This window comes from Noviherbaspirillum sp. (assembly GCF_035944575.1).
Classification (GTDB): Bacteria; Pseudomonadota; Gammaproteobacteria; order Burkholderiales; family Burkholderiaceae_D; genus Noviherbaspirillum.
In genome coordinates this window covers 1-15,671 of the sequence record NZ_DASZBA010000019.1, presented here as the reverse complement: position 1 = coordinate 15,671, position 15,671 = coordinate 1, and the positions used below count along the sequence as shown (strand labels likewise).

Annotated in this window: 14 protein-coding genes; 9 read left to right on the top strand and 5 right to left on the bottom strand. The window is 59.7% G+C overall.

All coding sequences use genetic code 11. The annotated features are described in order from the left end of the window. On the top strand, positions 1–584 hold a 584-nt coding region (locus tag VGU61_RS01115), incomplete at its 5' end, for a GNAT family protein (RefSeq protein WP_326857252.1). After that, the gene (locus tag VGU61_RS01110; protein ID WP_326857251.1) at positions 581–1,471 is read left to right on the top strand and encodes a Rossmann-like and DUF2520 domain-containing protein; all 891 of its coding nucleotides are present in this window, start codon (positions 581–583) and stop codon (positions 1,469–1,471) included. The genes VGU61_RS01115 and VGU61_RS01110, both read left to right, overlap by 4 nt. On the opposite strand, the gene VGU61_RS01105 is transcribed toward VGU61_RS01110, so the two are convergent. Further along, on the bottom strand, positions 1,453–1,791 hold the full coding sequence (locus VGU61_RS01105) for a hypothetical protein (protein ID WP_326857250.1): 339 nt from the start codon (positions 1,789–1,791) through the stop codon (positions 1,453–1,455). The two genes, VGU61_RS01110 and VGU61_RS01105, sit on opposite strands and share 19 nt — an antisense overlap. Before the next feature lie 269 nt (positions 1,792–2,060). Here VGU61_RS01105 and ompR point away from each other — a divergent pair, with 269 nt between their 5' ends. The 3 genes from ompR to VGU61_RS01090 all read left to right on the top strand — a co-directional run bounded on the left by ompR (position 2,061) and on the right by VGU61_RS01090 (position 4,832). Beyond that, positions 2,061–2,822, top strand: coding sequence for a two-component system response regulator OmpR (ompR, locus tag VGU61_RS01100; RefSeq protein WP_326857249.1), 762 nt, complete (start codon positions 2,061–2,063; stop codon positions 2,820–2,822). 32 nt (positions 2,823–2,854) lie between these two features. Further along, positions 2,855–4,222: an ATP-binding protein gene (locus VGU61_RS01095; protein WP_326857248.1), complete on the top strand. Its 1,368-nt coding sequence runs from the start codon at positions 2,855–2,857 to the stop codon at positions 4,220–4,222. Positions 4,223–4,631: 409 nt separating this feature from the next. After that, positions 4,632–4,832, top strand: coding sequence for a hypothetical protein (locus VGU61_RS01090; RefSeq protein ID WP_326857247.1), 201 nt, complete (start codon positions 4,632–4,634; stop codon positions 4,830–4,832). 6 nt (positions 4,833–4,838) lie between these two features. On the opposite strand, the gene ispF is transcribed toward VGU61_RS01090, so the two are convergent. Both ispF and ispD read right to left on the bottom strand, forming a co-directional pair. Continuing rightward, entirely contained in the window at positions 4,839–5,327 is a 489-nt protein-coding gene (gene ispF, locus VGU61_RS01085; protein WP_326857246.1) for a 2-C-methyl-D-erythritol 2,4-cyclodiphosphate synthase, read from the bottom strand. Beyond that, positions 5,324–6,022, bottom strand: coding sequence for a 2-C-methyl-D-erythritol 4-phosphate cytidylyltransferase (gene ispD / locus VGU61_RS01080; RefSeq protein ID WP_326857245.1), 699 nt, complete (start codon positions 6,020–6,022; stop codon positions 5,324–5,326). Before ispD ends, ispF begins: the two co-directional genes overlap by 4 nt. 193 nt (positions 6,023–6,215) lie before the next feature. On the opposite strand from ispD, the gene mfd reads away from it, so the two are divergent. The 4 genes from mfd to VGU61_RS01060 all read left to right on the top strand — a co-directional run bounded on the left by mfd (position 6,216) and on the right by VGU61_RS01060 (position 13,960). After that, on the top strand, positions 6,216–9,659 hold the full coding sequence (gene mfd / locus VGU61_RS01075; RefSeq protein WP_326857244.1) for a transcription-repair coupling factor: 3,444 nt from the start codon (positions 6,216–6,218) through the stop codon (positions 9,657–9,659). A gap of 32 nt (positions 9,660–9,691) precedes the next feature. Continuing rightward, positions 9,692–10,534 carry a phosphoserine phosphatase SerB gene (gene serB, locus VGU61_RS01070; protein WP_326857243.1) on the top strand — a complete coding sequence of 281 codons (843 nt, stop codon included), beginning with the start codon at positions 9,692–9,694 and terminating at the stop codon, positions 10,532–10,534. Between the two features lie 33 nt (positions 10,535–10,567). Continuing rightward, positions 10,568–10,930: a DUF4870 family protein gene (locus tag VGU61_RS01065; RefSeq protein ID WP_326857242.1), complete on the top strand. Its 363-nt coding sequence runs from the start codon at positions 10,568–10,570 to the stop codon at positions 10,928–10,930. Positions 10,931–11,167: 237 nt separating this feature from the next. Then, complete coding sequence (locus tag VGU61_RS01060; protein ID WP_326857241.1) at positions 11,168–13,960, top strand: EAL domain-containing protein; 2,793 nt, start codon at positions 11,168–11,170, stop codon at positions 13,958–13,960. A 36-nt stretch (positions 13,961–13,996) separates the two neighbouring features. Here the strand turns inward: VGU61_RS01060 and VGU61_RS01055 are convergent, their stop codons facing one another. Further along, a complete protein-coding gene (locus tag VGU61_RS01055; protein ID WP_326857240.1) occupies positions 13,997–15,205 on the bottom strand; it encodes a cystathionine beta-lyase in 1,209 nt (402 codons plus the stop codon). A gap of 21 nt (positions 15,206–15,226) precedes the next feature. Next, a partial coding sequence (locus VGU61_RS01050) for a hypothetical protein (protein WP_326857239.1) occupies positions 15,227–15,671 on the bottom strand: 445 nt, incomplete at its 5' end.

The window sequence follows — 15,671 nt, the reverse complement described above, 5'->3', positions numbered from 1 at the left end:
CAGCAACTGATCCGATGGTGTCGATGCACTCCCCCTTCCCTCAGCTTGTCACTCCGCGACTGACATTGCGGCAAATACTGCCGCAGGATGTGGATGCCTTGTACGCCATTCATTCCGACCGGGACTGGATGCAGTGGTATGGCGTCGAACCGATCACCGAACGTTATGAGGCGATCCAGCTCGCGGAGATGTTCGTAAGCTGGCATGCCGCCGGCAGCGGCTTTCGCTGGGGACTGGAACGTCGCGACGATGGCAGGCTCATCGGCACCTGCGGTCTGTTCCGCTGGAACAAGAGCTGGTGCAATTGCGTCATCGGCTATGAGATTGCGCCGGATTGCAGCGGCCAGGGCCTGATGCTGGAAGCGGTCGAAGCCATCCTCGACTATGGGTTCAACGACATGGGGCTGCACAGGGTGCAGGCCGAGACGCATCCGGACAATCTCGCGTCCATCAAACTGGCGACGAGACTGGGCTTTCGTTTCGAAGGCGTACATCGGGAACAGGCATGCTGGGGCGGACAATTTCATGACCTGAACTGCTATTCGCTGCTCCGGAACGAATGGCGCGAAAGGAGCGCTGCATGAGCACTTCCGTACATAAAAAGACGCTCACCATCATCGGCTGCGGAAAGGTCGGCAAGGCATTGGGCCGGTGCCTGTCGGCCAATGCGGACATGCAAATTCTTGACGTGCTCAACCGGTCTGCAGCAAGTACGCTGGAGGCAATTTCATTTTTGGGTGCGGGCCGAGCCGCAAGCGGTTTCGATGATCTCGCACCGGCTGATTTTTACATGATCGCCGCCGGCGACACCCAGATCGAAAGCGCTTGCGAAGCCCTTGCGCACAGCGGAAGGCTGGCAACGGGGTCTGTCGTCTTTCATTGCAGCGGCGCACTTGCGTCCTCGGCGCTACGGTCCGCTCGCGACGCAGGCACGGCGGTCGCCAGCGTCCACCCCATCAGGAGTTTTGCGGCGCCGGAAAAAGTAGCCGGGGAATTTGGCGGCACATATTGTGGCATCGAGGGTGATGTCGTCGCGCTGGAGGCGCTATCGCCGCTGTTTAAGATGATCGGCGCCATGCTGGTACCCATAGCGACCGGCGAGAAGCAGATTTACCACGCTGCGGCCGTATTCGCATCGAACTATCTGGTTACCTTGCTGGATGTCGCCGGGCAGGCATACCGGCAAGCGGGCATTCCGCCTGAACTCGCGCTGCAACTGCTCGGCCCGCTGGTGCGCAATACGGTCGATAACGTGCTCCATCTCGGTCCAGCACAAGCGTTGACCGGCCCCATCGCGCGGGGCGATCTCGATGCTGCGCAAGCGCAGCTTCTTGCAGTCTTGAAATGGGACGAAAGATTCGGTGAGCTGTATCGTCAGTTCGCCAGATTGACTGCCGAACTCGCCGGCCAGCCGCATCGGATGTTCATGACGGACGAGGAGAAGAAGAGGGATTACCGCTTCGGTGAGTAGATATCGTGTCCGGCTTCATCGATCTGCCGGCGCAGCGCGCGACGCTCTTCAAGGCTAAGCTTGCCTTGCTTGCGGTTGGCATCCGATGCGGCATTGGTTTGATTGTCAGCCGAGTCGCCGGAACCGCTGCTGTCAGGCAAGCCGGCATCCCTTGATCTGCGACGTTCCTGGTCGCGCTGGGAGGCGTCGCGTTGCACCTGGTCCATGCCCGGATCAACCCTTTCCGCACCCGCCTTCTGGGTGTAGAAAAACGCGGCCGTGCCGAAGTGCTGCACAGTGCGGCCGTGATTCGCCGCACCTTGCGCAAATACGCCGGGCATGCTTAAAATCAACAGCGACGCGATAAAGATTTGTTTAACGCCCATATTCATACACGACATTTCCGGGATACTTTCCGATTATCCTGCAATGTTTTCAAGAAGCACAGACAGGACGCTCCATGTCTGCGGCTTGGCATTCATTAATACGCAGTGTATGCCTCATCGCCGAAGAGGCTAAGTCCATTAAGGTAAAGTTTGTAACACTTTGTAATGCTTTGCGTCACTCCTATTTATCACCTGATCCCTACCGTTACCATAGCGCCATGACTATGACAAACTCAACAGGCAACGCATCCGCGAATGCCACCAATACGCACCAGGGCCGCATCCTGGTTGTAGACGACGATCTCCGCCTGCGCGATCTGCTGCGCCGTTACCTTGCGGAACAGGGCTTCAATGTCGTCACAGCGGAAAACGCACAGGCGATGAACAAGCTGTGGATACGCGAACGCTACGACCTGTTGGTCTTGGACCTGATGCTGCCAGGCGAAGACGGCTTGTCGATCTGCCGCCGCTTGCGCGGTGCCGGTGACGAAACGCCCATCATCATGCTGACCGCGAAAGGCGAGGACGTGGATCGCATCGTCGGCCTTGAAATGGGCGCTGACGATTATCTTCCGAAACCGTTCAACCCTCGGGAACTCGTTGCCCGCATCAACGCCGTTCTGCGGCGCAAAGGCCCGGATGAAATACCGGGAGCCCCTTCCGAAACCCCGCAAACTTTCCAGTTCGGCGATTTCATTCTCGACCTCGGCACCCGTACGCTAAAGAAAAGCGGCGAGTCGATCTCGCTCACGACTGGCGAATTTTCCGTATTGAAAGTATTTGCCCGCCATGCCCGCCAGCCGCTTTCACGCGAAAAACTGATGGAGCTCGCACGGGGCCGCGAATACGAAGTCTTCGATCGCAGCCTTGATGTGCAAATATCCCGTCTGCGCAAGTTGATCGAGCCGGACCCTTCCAATCCGATCTACATCCAGACGGTATGGGGCCTCGGTTATGTCTTCATTCCGGAAGGGCAGCCTCGTTAAGCCATGGCCGTCGTCTGCAGATCCTTCATTCGATGTTTTTAGCCACTAACCGGCTGGGCTGGCTGCGCAGCGGCCTGTTCTGGCGGACTTTCTTTCTTCTCTCCTTTCTCATCACCGCCAGTCTTGCCGCATGGGTGGTGAGCTTCCGCATGGTGGAGAGAACGCCGCGTGCGCAGCAATTGGCTGCGCAGGTCATTTCCATCGTGACGGTTACCCGTGCGGCGCTCACGCACTCGGCACCGGATATGCGGCGCGAATTGCTGTTCGACCTTGCGAGCAATGAAGGCATCCGGATCTACCCCCTTGAAAAAACGGACGTGGTTGTCCCTCCTCCCTACACCGGCTTGCAACCGGTGCTGCAAACCGACGTAAGAGCACGGCTTGGTGAAGATACCAAGTTCGCCGCCAAGGTGAATGACGTTGCGGGATTCTGGGTCAGCTTCAAGATCGAGGAGGATGAATACTGGCTGCGGCTGGACCGGGATCGCATTGAGCGAGTTTCCGGCATCCAATGGATCGGATGGGGCACGATGACGTTTCTGCTGGCCCTGCTCGGCGCCGTGTTCATATCACGTCTGATCAACCAGCCGCTGGCGCAGTTAACCACGGCAACCCGGGCAATCGCCAAGGGCAAGCAACCGGATCCGCTGCCGGAAAAGGGACCGACGGAGATAAAGGAAGCCAATCGGAGCTTCAATCAGATGGTCAGCGATCTGAATCGCGTCGAGTCCGATCGTGCCGTCATTCTGGCGGGTATATCGCACGATTTGCGCACGCCGCTGGCGCGCATGCAGCTCGAAGTCGAAATGGCGCAACTGCCGGACGACGCACGGCTCGGGATGCAGTCGGACCTCTCGCAAATGGATGCGATCATCGGACAGTTTCTCGATTACGCAAAACCGACCGACGTTGCAAGCTTTGTCCCCATCGATATCAGTGCCTTGATCGCCGACATCGGACGGGAAACCGAGCGGCTGCCCGAGACGACGGTCAAGACCGTGATCGTGCCCGGGGTCGAAGTGCGCGGCAATGCCACCGACCTGCGACGCGTGGTCAATAACCTGATTGAAAATGCCCGACGTTACGGCAAGACCGCCGGGCTGGACATTACCGAGATCGACCTGGGATGTCATATCGAAGGCGACAAGGCGATCGTGGAAGTGGGAGACCATGGCCCGGGGGTGCCTGAACAGGAAATGGAACGACTGATCCGACCATTCACCCGCATGGACACCGCGCGCAGCCAGGCTAACGGGGCCGGCCTCGGACTGGCAATCGTCGATCGCGTTGTCAAGCGGCACGGTGGGGCCATGCGTCTGCAGAATCGGAGCAGCGGCGGCCTTGCGATCCGGATTTCGCTGCCGCTCGGCGGAAAGCGGGCGGCATCGGATAACGATTGAACCGGTCACGCGCGAATCGCCATCGGGAAATCTTTTTTCCGACGATGCCGGCCTTGATTTCTGGATTGCCCCACCCCCGGGCGCATCGCGGATTTTGCCCACAAGAACCGCAAGGGTTGCGAGTCAAAACCGCCCAGGACCTTCAGCCCGGCACTTCATTCCAAAAGAGAAAGACAAGATACTCGCATTCGCTCTCGACTTTTCGAGTTTCCGAATATGACGGCGTGCAAAGCGGTCCGATGCGCTTTGAAGCGTGAATACTCCAACGGGATACGCGCCGATTCCCGAACACGCGGGAGATGAACTTCTTGTTGGACGGGCAATCTACCCAGCATATGTGCCAATCAACAGGGAGTGACGTGAACACGTCGGCCCATCCACAGTTCAAGGCACGCGAAAAGGAGATCTCATGAGCACCTCACCATCCAGCGGCGCTGAACAGGGAAAGCCGGTCAATCTGAAACCTGGCGATGAAGCGGCACCAGGGACGCCTGGCACCGGCGATGATCTATGCGATGAGTGCAGCGGCACCGGCAAATTGCGGGATGGCGCGGAATGTCCGAACTGCGCCGGCACCGGCCATGTCACGAGCGGGATCGGCGGCGGCTAGCTCGCCCTATTTCCGGTAGATCAGCGCAATCGCCTCGGCCGCGATGCCCTCTTCCCGCCCGAGATAACCAAGCTTTTCGTTTGTCTTTGCCTTGATGTTGACCTGACTCGCTTCCAGGCCGAGATCTTCCGCGATGTTGGCAATCATCCGCGCAATATGCGGCGCCATCTTGGGAGCCTGCGCAATGATCGTGGCATCGATATTACCGATGGCAAATCCGGTTGCGCTGACACGCCGCCCGGCTTCGGATAGCAGCACGCGCGAGTCGGCGCCAGCGAATTGCGGGTCCGTGTCGGGAAAATGCCTGCCGATATCCCCTAATCCGGCCGCACCGAACAATGCATCGGTGATTGCATGCAGCAATACATCCGCATCCGAATGGCCAAGCAGCCCCGTCTTGTGCGGGATGGCAACCCCGCCAATGATCAGTTTGCGGTCGGGAACCAGCGCATGGCAGTCATAGCCTTGTCCGATCCGGAATGCCGGTAGTGTCATGAAAACCCTTTCAAATAAATTTCTGCGAGCGCGATGTCCTGCGGCAAGGTGACCTTGAAATTACGCGGACTTCCGATAACAAGCGCCGGACGCAATCCGAGCGCTTCGATTGCACTCGCCTCGTCGGTGCAGCTTTCGATCCGTTCCAGCGCCGACCGCAGCAGGTTGTAGCGGAACATCTGCGGCGTCTGTGCGGCCCACAAGCCTTCGCGCACCACCGTGGCCTGGGCCCGGCCGCCCGCGTCAGCCCGCTTCAATGTATCGACCACCGGCAAGGCAAGCAGACCACCGACCTCATCGTTTCGCAGTGCATCGATCAGCGCATCGATCAGCTGCAGGGTCAAACCCGGACGGGCGGCGTCATGCACCAGTATCCAGTCGTCATCGCCCACCTTTTCCCGCATCTCGTTCAGGCCATTGAGCACGGTTTGCTGACGTGTCGCGCCGCCGCTGAAAAGTACGGTCACCCTGGCGGCGAGATCGCCGCCCTCTTTCATCAATGCATGAATATAACCGTCGGAAGCGCTCACAACCACGAAAGTATGCGCGATGGATTCGGATGCGGCGAAGGTCTCCAGCACATGCCGCAACATCGGTTTGCCCGCGAGCGGAAGATACTGTTTCGGGCTTGCGCTTGCCATCCGGGCGCCGATGCCGGCGGCAGGAACCAATGCGAAGTAACGGGGAGCGGTCATGGGAAGGCAGGAATGTGGAACAACAGAAGATTGTAGACCGGCATGATGATACCCCAGGGCGCTCCGTGGAGGCGCAGCAGGGCCGCCGCCGCAATGGCGTAACGGTGCATGGATTATAATTTCGCCTTCCCGTTTATCGCTGTTCCGGGCTTCCGAGGCTCGCCGCACCTGACATGCCGAATGTCGCTACCTGATGTCATTTGACCTGAAAAAATCCCTTCCCAAGTCTGGCCAACGTTTCGCGCTGCCCGCAGTGCATGGGTCAGCCGATGCATTCATGCTGGCGGAGGCGGCCAAGATCCTGAAAGCCGAACGCCGCATGCTGGCCGTTGTCGCGGCCAATGCCACCGATGCCCAGCGCCTGTTGTCGGAGATTCCCTGGTTTGGCGACGATGGACAGGCGAAGCTGCGCTGCCACCTGCTTCCGGACTGGGAAACCCTCCCCTACGACGCCTTTTCGCCGCACCAGGACCTTGTGTCGGAACGTCTTGCAACCTTGCATGAAATCCGCAGCGGGCAATGTGACGTTCTGATCGTGCCGGCCACAACGGCGCTGTTGCGGATGGCTCCGCCGTCATTTCTTGCCGCCTACACCTTCTTTTTCAAGCAAGGGGAAACGCTCGATGAAGCGCGGCTCAAAGCACAACTTACGCTGGCCGGCTATTCCCACGTCAGCCAGGTGATGTCGCCCGGCGAGTACTCGGTGCGCGGCGGCCTGATTGACCTGTTTCCGATGGGTTCGGTCCTTCCTTACCGGATCGACCTTTTCGGCGACACCATCGAGACCATACGCACCTTCGACGCCGACTCCCAGCGATCGCTGTATCCGGTGCCGGAAGTCCGGCTGCTGCCGGGCCGCGAATTTCCAATGGATGAGACTGCGCGCACTGCATTCCGCAGCCGCTGGCGCGAAGTGTTTGAAGGTGATCCCTCCCGGTCGCCGATCTACAAGGACATCGGCAACGGCATCGCTTCCGCAGGCATCGAATACTACCTGCCCCTGTTCTTCGAAGAAACGGCAACGCTTTTCCAATATCTTCCCGAGGGAACCGCGTTCGCGCTTGTCGGCGATATCGACGCGGCGATCCAGCGTTTCTGGAGCGACACCCAATCGCGTTACCGCTTTCTCAAGGCCGACCGTGAACGGCCGCTGCTTACGCCCGAAAGCCTGTTTCTGACCTCGGAAGATTTCTTCACGCTGGCCAAGCCTTTCGGCCGGTGGGCCATCCAGCACGGCGATACGGCATCCGAGATTTCCGCGCCGCTGCCGAACATCGCCGTCAACCGGCGCATGGATGATCCACTCGCCAACCTCCGGTCGTATTTGCTGCAGACCGGAAAACGGGTGCTGATCTGCGCCGATTCCGGCGGGCGGCGCGAAACGCTGCAACAGTATTTCGCCGAATACGGCTTGCCGCTGACTGTCTGCGACGGGCTTACCGATTTCGAGACCGCGTCGGACAAGTTGATGCTGGGCATTGCGCCGCTGCATGCAGGCTTCGAACTCGGCGACGACCTTGGCGGCCTGGTCTTCATTACCGAAACAGAGCTTTACGCCGGCTCCGGACGCCGGCCCGGCAGAAGAAAACAGGAAGCGGTCACGCAGGTCGAGTCGATGGTGCGCGACCTGTCGGAGCTGAAGGTCGGCGATCCGGTCGTGCATGTGAACCATGGCATCGGGCGCTACATGGGCTTGTTGAGCATGGATCTTGGCGAAGGCGAAACCGAATTCCTGCATCTCGAATATGCGAAGGACACCAAGCTGTATGTACCGGTATCGCAGCTGCATGTCATCTCGCGTTATTCCGGTGCATCGCCGGAGGAAGCGCCCTTGCACACGCTCGGCTCCGGACAGTGGGAAAAGGCGAAGCGAAAAGCCGCCCAGCAAATCCGCGACACCGCCGCCGAGCTGCTCAACCTGTACGCCCGCCGTGCACTGCGCCAGGGACATGCCTTCCAGTATTCGGCGCGCGATTACGAGGCATTTGCCGAAAGCTTCGGTTTCGAGGAAACCGCTGACCAGAGCGCCGCGATCAATGCGGTCATCACGGACATGACGAGCGGCAGGCCGATGGACCGGCTGATCTGCGGCGACGTAGGCTTCGGCAAAACGGAGGTTGCATTGCGCGCCGCCTTCGTGGCGGTGATGGGCGGAAAGCAGGTTGCCATCCTTGCGCCCACCACCCTTCTTGCAGAGCAGCATGCACAGACATTTGCGGATCGCTTCGCCGACTGGCCGGTCAAGATCGCGGAGCTGTCCCGCTTCCGGACTGGCAAGGAAGTCACGCAGGCCATCAAGGGCATGGCGGACGGCACCATCGACGTCGTGATCGGAACGCACAAGCTGCTGTCGAATGAAGTCAAGTTTTCGAGGCTTGGACTGGTGATCATCGACGAAGAACATCGATTCGGCGTGCGCCAGAAGGAAGCACTGAAAGCGCTGCGTGCGGAGGTGGACGTGCTGACGCTGACTGCCACGCCGATTCCGCGTACGCTCGGCATGGCGCTCGAGGGCCTGCGGGATTTCTCGATCATCGCAACGGCGCCGCAGAAGCGCCTCGCGATCAAGACTTTCGTGCGCCGGGAGGACGAGTCGGTGATACGGGAAGCCTGTCTGCGCGAACTCAAGCGCGGCGGGCAGGTGTATTTCCTGCATAACGAAGTCGAGACCATCCAGAACCGCAGGGAGATGCTCGAACGTCTGCTGCCCGAGGCACGCGTCGCGGTGGCCCACGGCCAGATGCACGAGCGCGACCTGGAAAAAGTCATGCGGGATTTCGTCTCGCAGCGGTTCAATATCCTGCTGTGCACCACCATCATTGAAACCGGCATCGACGTGCCGACCGCCAATACCATCATTATGCATCGCGCGGACAAGTTCGGCCTGGCGCAGCTGCACCAGCTGCGCGGCCGGGTCGGGCGCTCGCATCACCAAGCCTACGCCTATCTGCTAGTGCATGACGTGCAGAGCCTTACGAAGCAGGCCCAAAGGCGGCTGGAAGCGATCCAGCAGATGGAGGAACTCGGCAGCGGTTTCTACCTTGCCATGCATGACCTCGAGATCCGCGGCGCCGGCGAAGTGCTGGGAGAAAACCAGTCGGGCGAGATGCATGAAATCGGCTTCCAGCTGTATTCCGACATGCTGAACGAAGCAGTACGCTCGCTGAAGAACGGCAAGGAACCCGACCTCGCAGCGCCGCTGTCCTCGACGACCGAAATCAATCTGCATGTACCCGCCTTGCTGCCGAACGACTACTGCGGCGATGTGCATGAACGCCTGTCGCTGTACAAGCGCATGGCCAACTGCCAGACTTCGGGCGCCATCGATGACCTGCAGGAGGAACTGATCGACCGCTTCGGCAAGATGCCGGAAGCAGTCAAGGCATTGATCGAGACACACCGCCTGCGTATCGCGGCAAAACCGGTAGGCATCGTGAAGATCGATGCCCACGCGGAATCGGCGGTCCTGCAGTTCGAACCCAATCCGCCGATCGATGCAATGCGCATCATCGAGCTGATCCAGAAGAACCGGCATATCAAGCTCAACGGACAGGACAAGCTGCGCATTACCGCCAGCATGCCGGACCTGGCGGCGCGCGTCACGCAGGTGAAGACGGCCATCCGATCGCTGACATGAATTACTTTTACCTTTAATCGAGCAACCCGATAATGAACCTGATTTTGCAGGGCCTGGCGACGGACCGGCCGACCATCGATCGCATCGCCGCGCTGGCGGATGCGCAACGCATCGTACAAGTCGGCCCACATGCCTACCGTTGTGAGCATGCAGCTTTCTCCGCGGATACCAAGGCGCGCGTCGAAGCGGAATGCCTGCAAGCCAGGCTCGACTGTACCTTCATCGAACCCGGCCGCAGCCTGTCGAACTTCGGACTGCTGGCGATGGACATGGACTCGACGCTGATCACCATCGAATGCATCGATGAAATCGCCGACATGCAGGGACTGAAGCCTCAGGTCGCCGAAATCACCGAAGCGGCTATGCGTGGCGAAATCGAATTCAGGGAAAGCCTTACGCGACGGGTTGCATTGTTGAAAGGATTGGATGCGTCGGCATTGCAGCGGGTCTATGACGAGCGCTTGCAGCTGTCGCCTGGTGCGGAAAACATGCTCGCCGCCATCAAAGAAGCCGGCATCAAAACCTTGCTGGTATCAGGCGGCTTCACTTTTTTCACCGACCGGATCAAGAGCCGGCTCGGGCTTGATTACACGCATTCCAACCTGCTGGAAGTCGTGGACGGCAAGCTGACCGGCCGCGTGACCGGTGGAATCGTCGATGCCGACGAGAAAAAGAATACCGTGGAACGGATATGCGCCCAGCTTGGCATCCCGGCCAGCAAGGCAATCGTCATGGGCGATGGGGCGAATGACCTGAAGATGATGGGTATCTCGGGATTGTCGGTGGCATTCCGGGCAAAACCGGTTGTGCGCGCGCAGGCCGATGTGGCCTTGAACTTTGTGGGCTTGGACGGCATCTTGTCATTATTCGCATAATCCGCCCCAGCCGGGGCCAACCAAGGAGTCACCATGGCACAGGAACTCGTTTTTGATACCCGGTTGCAATCTTCCAAGAATCTCGCATTCTGGCTTTATATTTTTCACGGCATCAGCTTTGTATTTTCGCTGGGTCTGTTTTCCTGGATCCCGTTAATCCTGAACTATGTTAAACGGGACGACGCAACCGGCACCTTCGTCCGCAGCCACCATAGCTGGCAGATCAGGTCCTTCTGGTGGTATCTGTTCTGGATGACTGTCGGCGGCTTGCTGTTCATCACCATCATCGGCGCTCCGCTCGCCTGGCTGGTATGGAGCCTGGCTTGGGTATGGAAGGCATACCGGCTGATCAAGGGCTTGGTTGACCTCAACGATAACAAGGCAATGCCTGTCTGATCCGGAAATTGCCTCACGGCATGAATATTCAACCTTGGGTTGATTCGCGTGGTTTAACGCTGGCAATCGGTTTTCGAACGGTGTAATCTATTGTCATTCTGTAAAACCCAGCGAGAAAGCGATGATACCCAAGGCGTTCACCTGCCCTGACGATAAACGCGCCAAGCACGTCATCTCGCCACCCCATCGCTGGTTGACAGACGTTCGTCTCCTGTCCGGCTTTCGCCGCACTATTCGTTGACCAACTTGACCGCCACGCATCGCCTCCTGTCGCTTCAGCTCCGGACCCTTGGCCTGGAAGCCGGGTCGCTGCCCGCCACGTTCGCACAGTGGCGGCAATTCCTCGATCAGGTCAATCTGGCATATGAGCAGGTCGATCGCCAGCGTTCGCTCATGGAGCAATCGCAGCAGATGTCCCTGCGGAAGATGCAGGTGCTGTATGAGCGGTTGGAGGAGGCGCAACGCATCGCCCGTCTCGGCAACTGGTCGTTCACCCTGTCCAGCGGACGCATGCGATGCTCGGAGGAGTGCTTCCAGGCGCTGGCGCTGCCCCCGGGCCACACACCCAGCTATCGGGTCCTTCTTAAACATGTCCAGCGAAAAGACCGTTTCCCTCTGCGAACGGCAATCCGCAACGCGCTGTTGCTAGGCCTGGACTTCGACATTTCGATCCGTCTTTATCTCACCGGAGGGGAAACCCGCTGGATACGGATTGCCGGCCAGCCAGCGAGAAACGTCAACGGCCTGGTAACGCGCCTGCATGGGACGGTGGAAGACATCACCCAACGAAAAGCGGTCGAACTGCGGCAATCGATGGAATACGCGGTAACCCGCCTGCTGGCGGATTCGCGTTCGATCGAGGAAACCATGCCGCAGGTGCTGGAGACCATCTGCCAGACCGCCGGCTGGGCCTGTGGCGCCCTCTGGACGCTGAATCGGCAGAAAGATGCCTTCGAACGCACCGCCGTCTGGTCGCAAAAGCATTCGCGCCTCGACAGCTTTTTTCAGCACTCCAAGCACGCTATCAAGCTGCCCGCCTGCGCCGGCCTCATCGGACGCACGCTGCTGTTGAGTGAACCGGTATGGATCGATGATGTCACGCTCGATCCCCACTTCCCGCGGGCGAACGCAGCACGCGAGACCGGGTTGCATGCGGCATTCGCCTTCCCTGTCCAGGCTGGCGGGGAGATTCTCGGTGTGATGGAATTCTTCCGCAGGCGCGTGCAGAAGCCGGATTCCGAATTGCTGGAGAGCGCCCATATCATGGGCCGTCAGATCGGCCAGTTCTTCGAACGCAAGCAGGCGGAAAATGCGTTGCGCGAGAGCGAAGCGCATTTCCGTTCCCTCGTCGAACAGGCGTCCGACAGTTTCTATGTGCACGACCTCGCCGGCAACATCCTCGACGTCAATCAGCACGGCTGTGACAGCCTTGGTTATTCCCGCGAGGAGCTGCTTGCGCGACGGGTAACCGATATCGATGTCGATCTTTCCCTGGATGAACTGCAGTACCTGCATGAGCAGGTGAAGTCCCGCAAACCGGTCGCTCTCGAAAGCCGGCACATGCGCAAGGACGGCACAACCTTTCCGGTGGAAATCCGGATGGGGCCGATCAACATCGATGGCCAGCAGCATACGCTTTCGCTCGTACGCGACATCAGCCAGCGCAAGGAAATGGAGGAGCACATCCAGCACCTTGCTTACCACGATGCGTTGACCGGCCTGCCCAACCGGGCGATGTTCAACCACCATCTTCATCATGCCGCCACCCAGGCGCAGCGCCACAACAAGCGCATGGCGGTGCTCTTCATCGACCTGGACCGCTTCAAGAGCGTGAACGACAGTCTCGGGCATGATGCCGGCGATCGTCTTTTGCAGGAAATGTCGGGCCGCATCAGCGCCTGCATGCAGGCCGAGGATGTCATTGCCCTGGGCGCGGACCGGCATTTCGTCGCACGCCTTGGCGGCGATGAGTTCGTCGTGCTGATCGAGGAAGTTCCGGACAGCGGGCGCATAGGCCAGATCGCCCAAAAGATTCTTTCCGCCATGGTGCGCGAGCATGCGCTGGACGGTCAGCCGGTGCAAATCACCGCAAGCATCGGCATCAGCCTCTTCCCGGAAGACGGCCGAAACGGATTCACGCTGATGAAGCATGCCGATATGGCGATGTATCGTGCCAAGCAAAGCGGCAAGAATATGTTCCAGTTCTATTCACCCCAGATCGATTCCCATTCGACCCAGCTGCTGGCGATGGAAATCGCCCTGCGCCGGGCTATCGAAGCCGGCGAACTGGCACTGCATTACCAGCCCAAGGTCGACGCCGGCACGGGTGCAATTACCGGCATGGAGGCCCTGGTGCGCTGGAAGCACCCGGACCTCGGCCTGGTATCGCCGGCGCATTTCATTCCGCTGGCGGAAGAGACAGGACTGATCGTTCCGTTGTCGAAATGGGTTTTGACCGAAGCATGCAGGCAGAACAAGTCCTGGCAACGGCAGGGGCTGCCGGCGCTCCGAATCGCGGTCAATCTGTCGCCGCGCCAGTTCTCGGACGAAAACCTGGCCGCCGAAACCGCCAGGGTATTAAAGGATGCCGGCATGGACCCGGCATTGCTGGAACTTGAAATTACCGAAAGCATGATGATGTACGACACCGAGCGTACAGTCCGTATCCTCTCCGAGATCCGAAACATGGGAATCAGGATTGCCATCGACGATTTCGGGATCGGCTATTCGTCCTTATCGCATCTGAAGCAGTTCCAGGTCGATATCATCAAGATCGACCGCTCGTTCATCAGGGACATCCCCCACGATCAGGCGGACGCCGCAATCGCGCACGCCATTATCGCCATGGGCAAGAGCCTGAAAGCGACGGTGGTCGCCGAAGGCGTTGAAACCGTCGCGCAGTTGAATTTTCTGCGCGAGCGCGGCTGCGACGAAATCCAGGGATATTATTTCGGCCGTCCGCTGCCAGCCGACGACTTTGCCCGCCTTCTGAAGCAGAACAGCGAAGCCGCATTACCGCAAACGGTATAAACGCGATAGCGGCGCGGCGTAAGGCGCGCCGGTCCGTTATCCGTCCTGACGCAAAACCGCAAGCGCCTGTTCGATGTCCGCGATCAGGTCCTGCGGATCCTCCAGGCCGATGTTGAAGCGCAGCAGCTGTCCTTCGTGCGGCCAGTTACGTCGCATGCTGGCTACCCGGTACGGTACGCACAGGCTGTTGGCGCCACCCCAGCTGTAGCCGATCTTGAACAGCTTCAGGCTGTCGATGAAACGATCGGTCATGGCTTCAGCGTAACGGGCATCAAAAACCACCGAAAACAACCCTCCGGCACCCGAGAAGTCGCGTTGCCACGTTTCGTGGCCGGGGCAGTCCGGCAATGCGGGATGCAACACCGCGGACACTTCCGGCCGTGCCTTCAGCCAATTGGCAACGGTGCGAGCGCCGGCGTCGTGGGCATTGAAGCGCAACTGCATGGTCGGCAAACCGCGCATCACCAGGTAGGCGTCGTCGGCGCCGACGCCGAGGCCGAGCCGCATGTGCGCCAGCTCGATCCTGTGTTTCAGATCGCGGTCACGCGTGATCACTGCGCCCATCAGCACGTCGGAGCCGCCGGACTGATATTTGGTCAATGCCTGCATCACGATATCGACACCGTGATCGAATGCCCTGAATGCAATCCCGGCGGACCAGGTATTGTCGATTGCCACGACGACCTTGCGCTCCGGCGTGCTGCAGGCGCGCGCTGCCCGGCAGATCGCCGGAATATCGGGCACTTCCATGGTGACCGACCCTGGCGCCTCGGTCCAGATCAGCCGCGTGTTCGGCTGAATCATGTCGGCAATCCTCTCGCCAATCAGCGGGTCGTAAAAGCGGGCGGTGATGCCGAAATCCTCCGACAGCCAGCGGCCGAGCTCGCGGTTCGGGTTGTACACATTGTCAGGGATGAGCACGTCGTCGCCGGTCTTCAGCAACGCCAGATCGACCATCGCGATGGCGGCCAGTCCGCTCGGCGCAAGCAGGCAGTGCTCGCCGCCTTCGATGGCGGCAAGCCTTGCCTCCAGCGTGAAGGTGGTCGGCGTGCCGTGCAAGCCATAGGTGTAGGAGGACTTGTCCTGCCAGTTGCGGGAGCGCAGCGCCGCGACATCCTTGAACAGCACCGTGGAAGCATGATGAATCGCGGTCGGAAAGGCGCCAAAACCGGCGGGCGCCTTGTAGTCGTTATGGATGAGCGCGGTTTGAAAGGATTTCCGCTGCGACGAATTTCGATCGGTCAAGCAACCTCCCTGGATGAAAGTTTATTGGCTCGGCCTGCCGGAGCGTTTGGGCGTATCCCCCGTCGCCGGCACGATCTTCAGTTTGAACGGTTTGATGGTGGTGCCATTGACCGACATCCATTCGCCGATGAGAGTATCGCCGCTGAACTTGCCGTTCCATTGACCGGAAACGTCGATGCCGTTTTCAGATTCCTCCATCGCGATTTCGCCGTCTTCGAATTCACCGGCCAGCAAAATCTTCGCGGATTGGCCGAACAGGAAGTAATCTCCTTCCCATCCCTCCGCCACGTCCGCCTTGGGCCGCAGGTTCATCTGCATCTGCGCATCGCCAAGCGTGCCGCGCAGAACCACCGGTTTGGGCACCGGTTTTGACTGGACGCTCTTTCCGCCCGGTTCATTCGCGCCGGCAGCCGGCAGCCAGGCCGCGCATGCGCAGGACATGGCGACCGCCAGCAGCGTTCGCCGT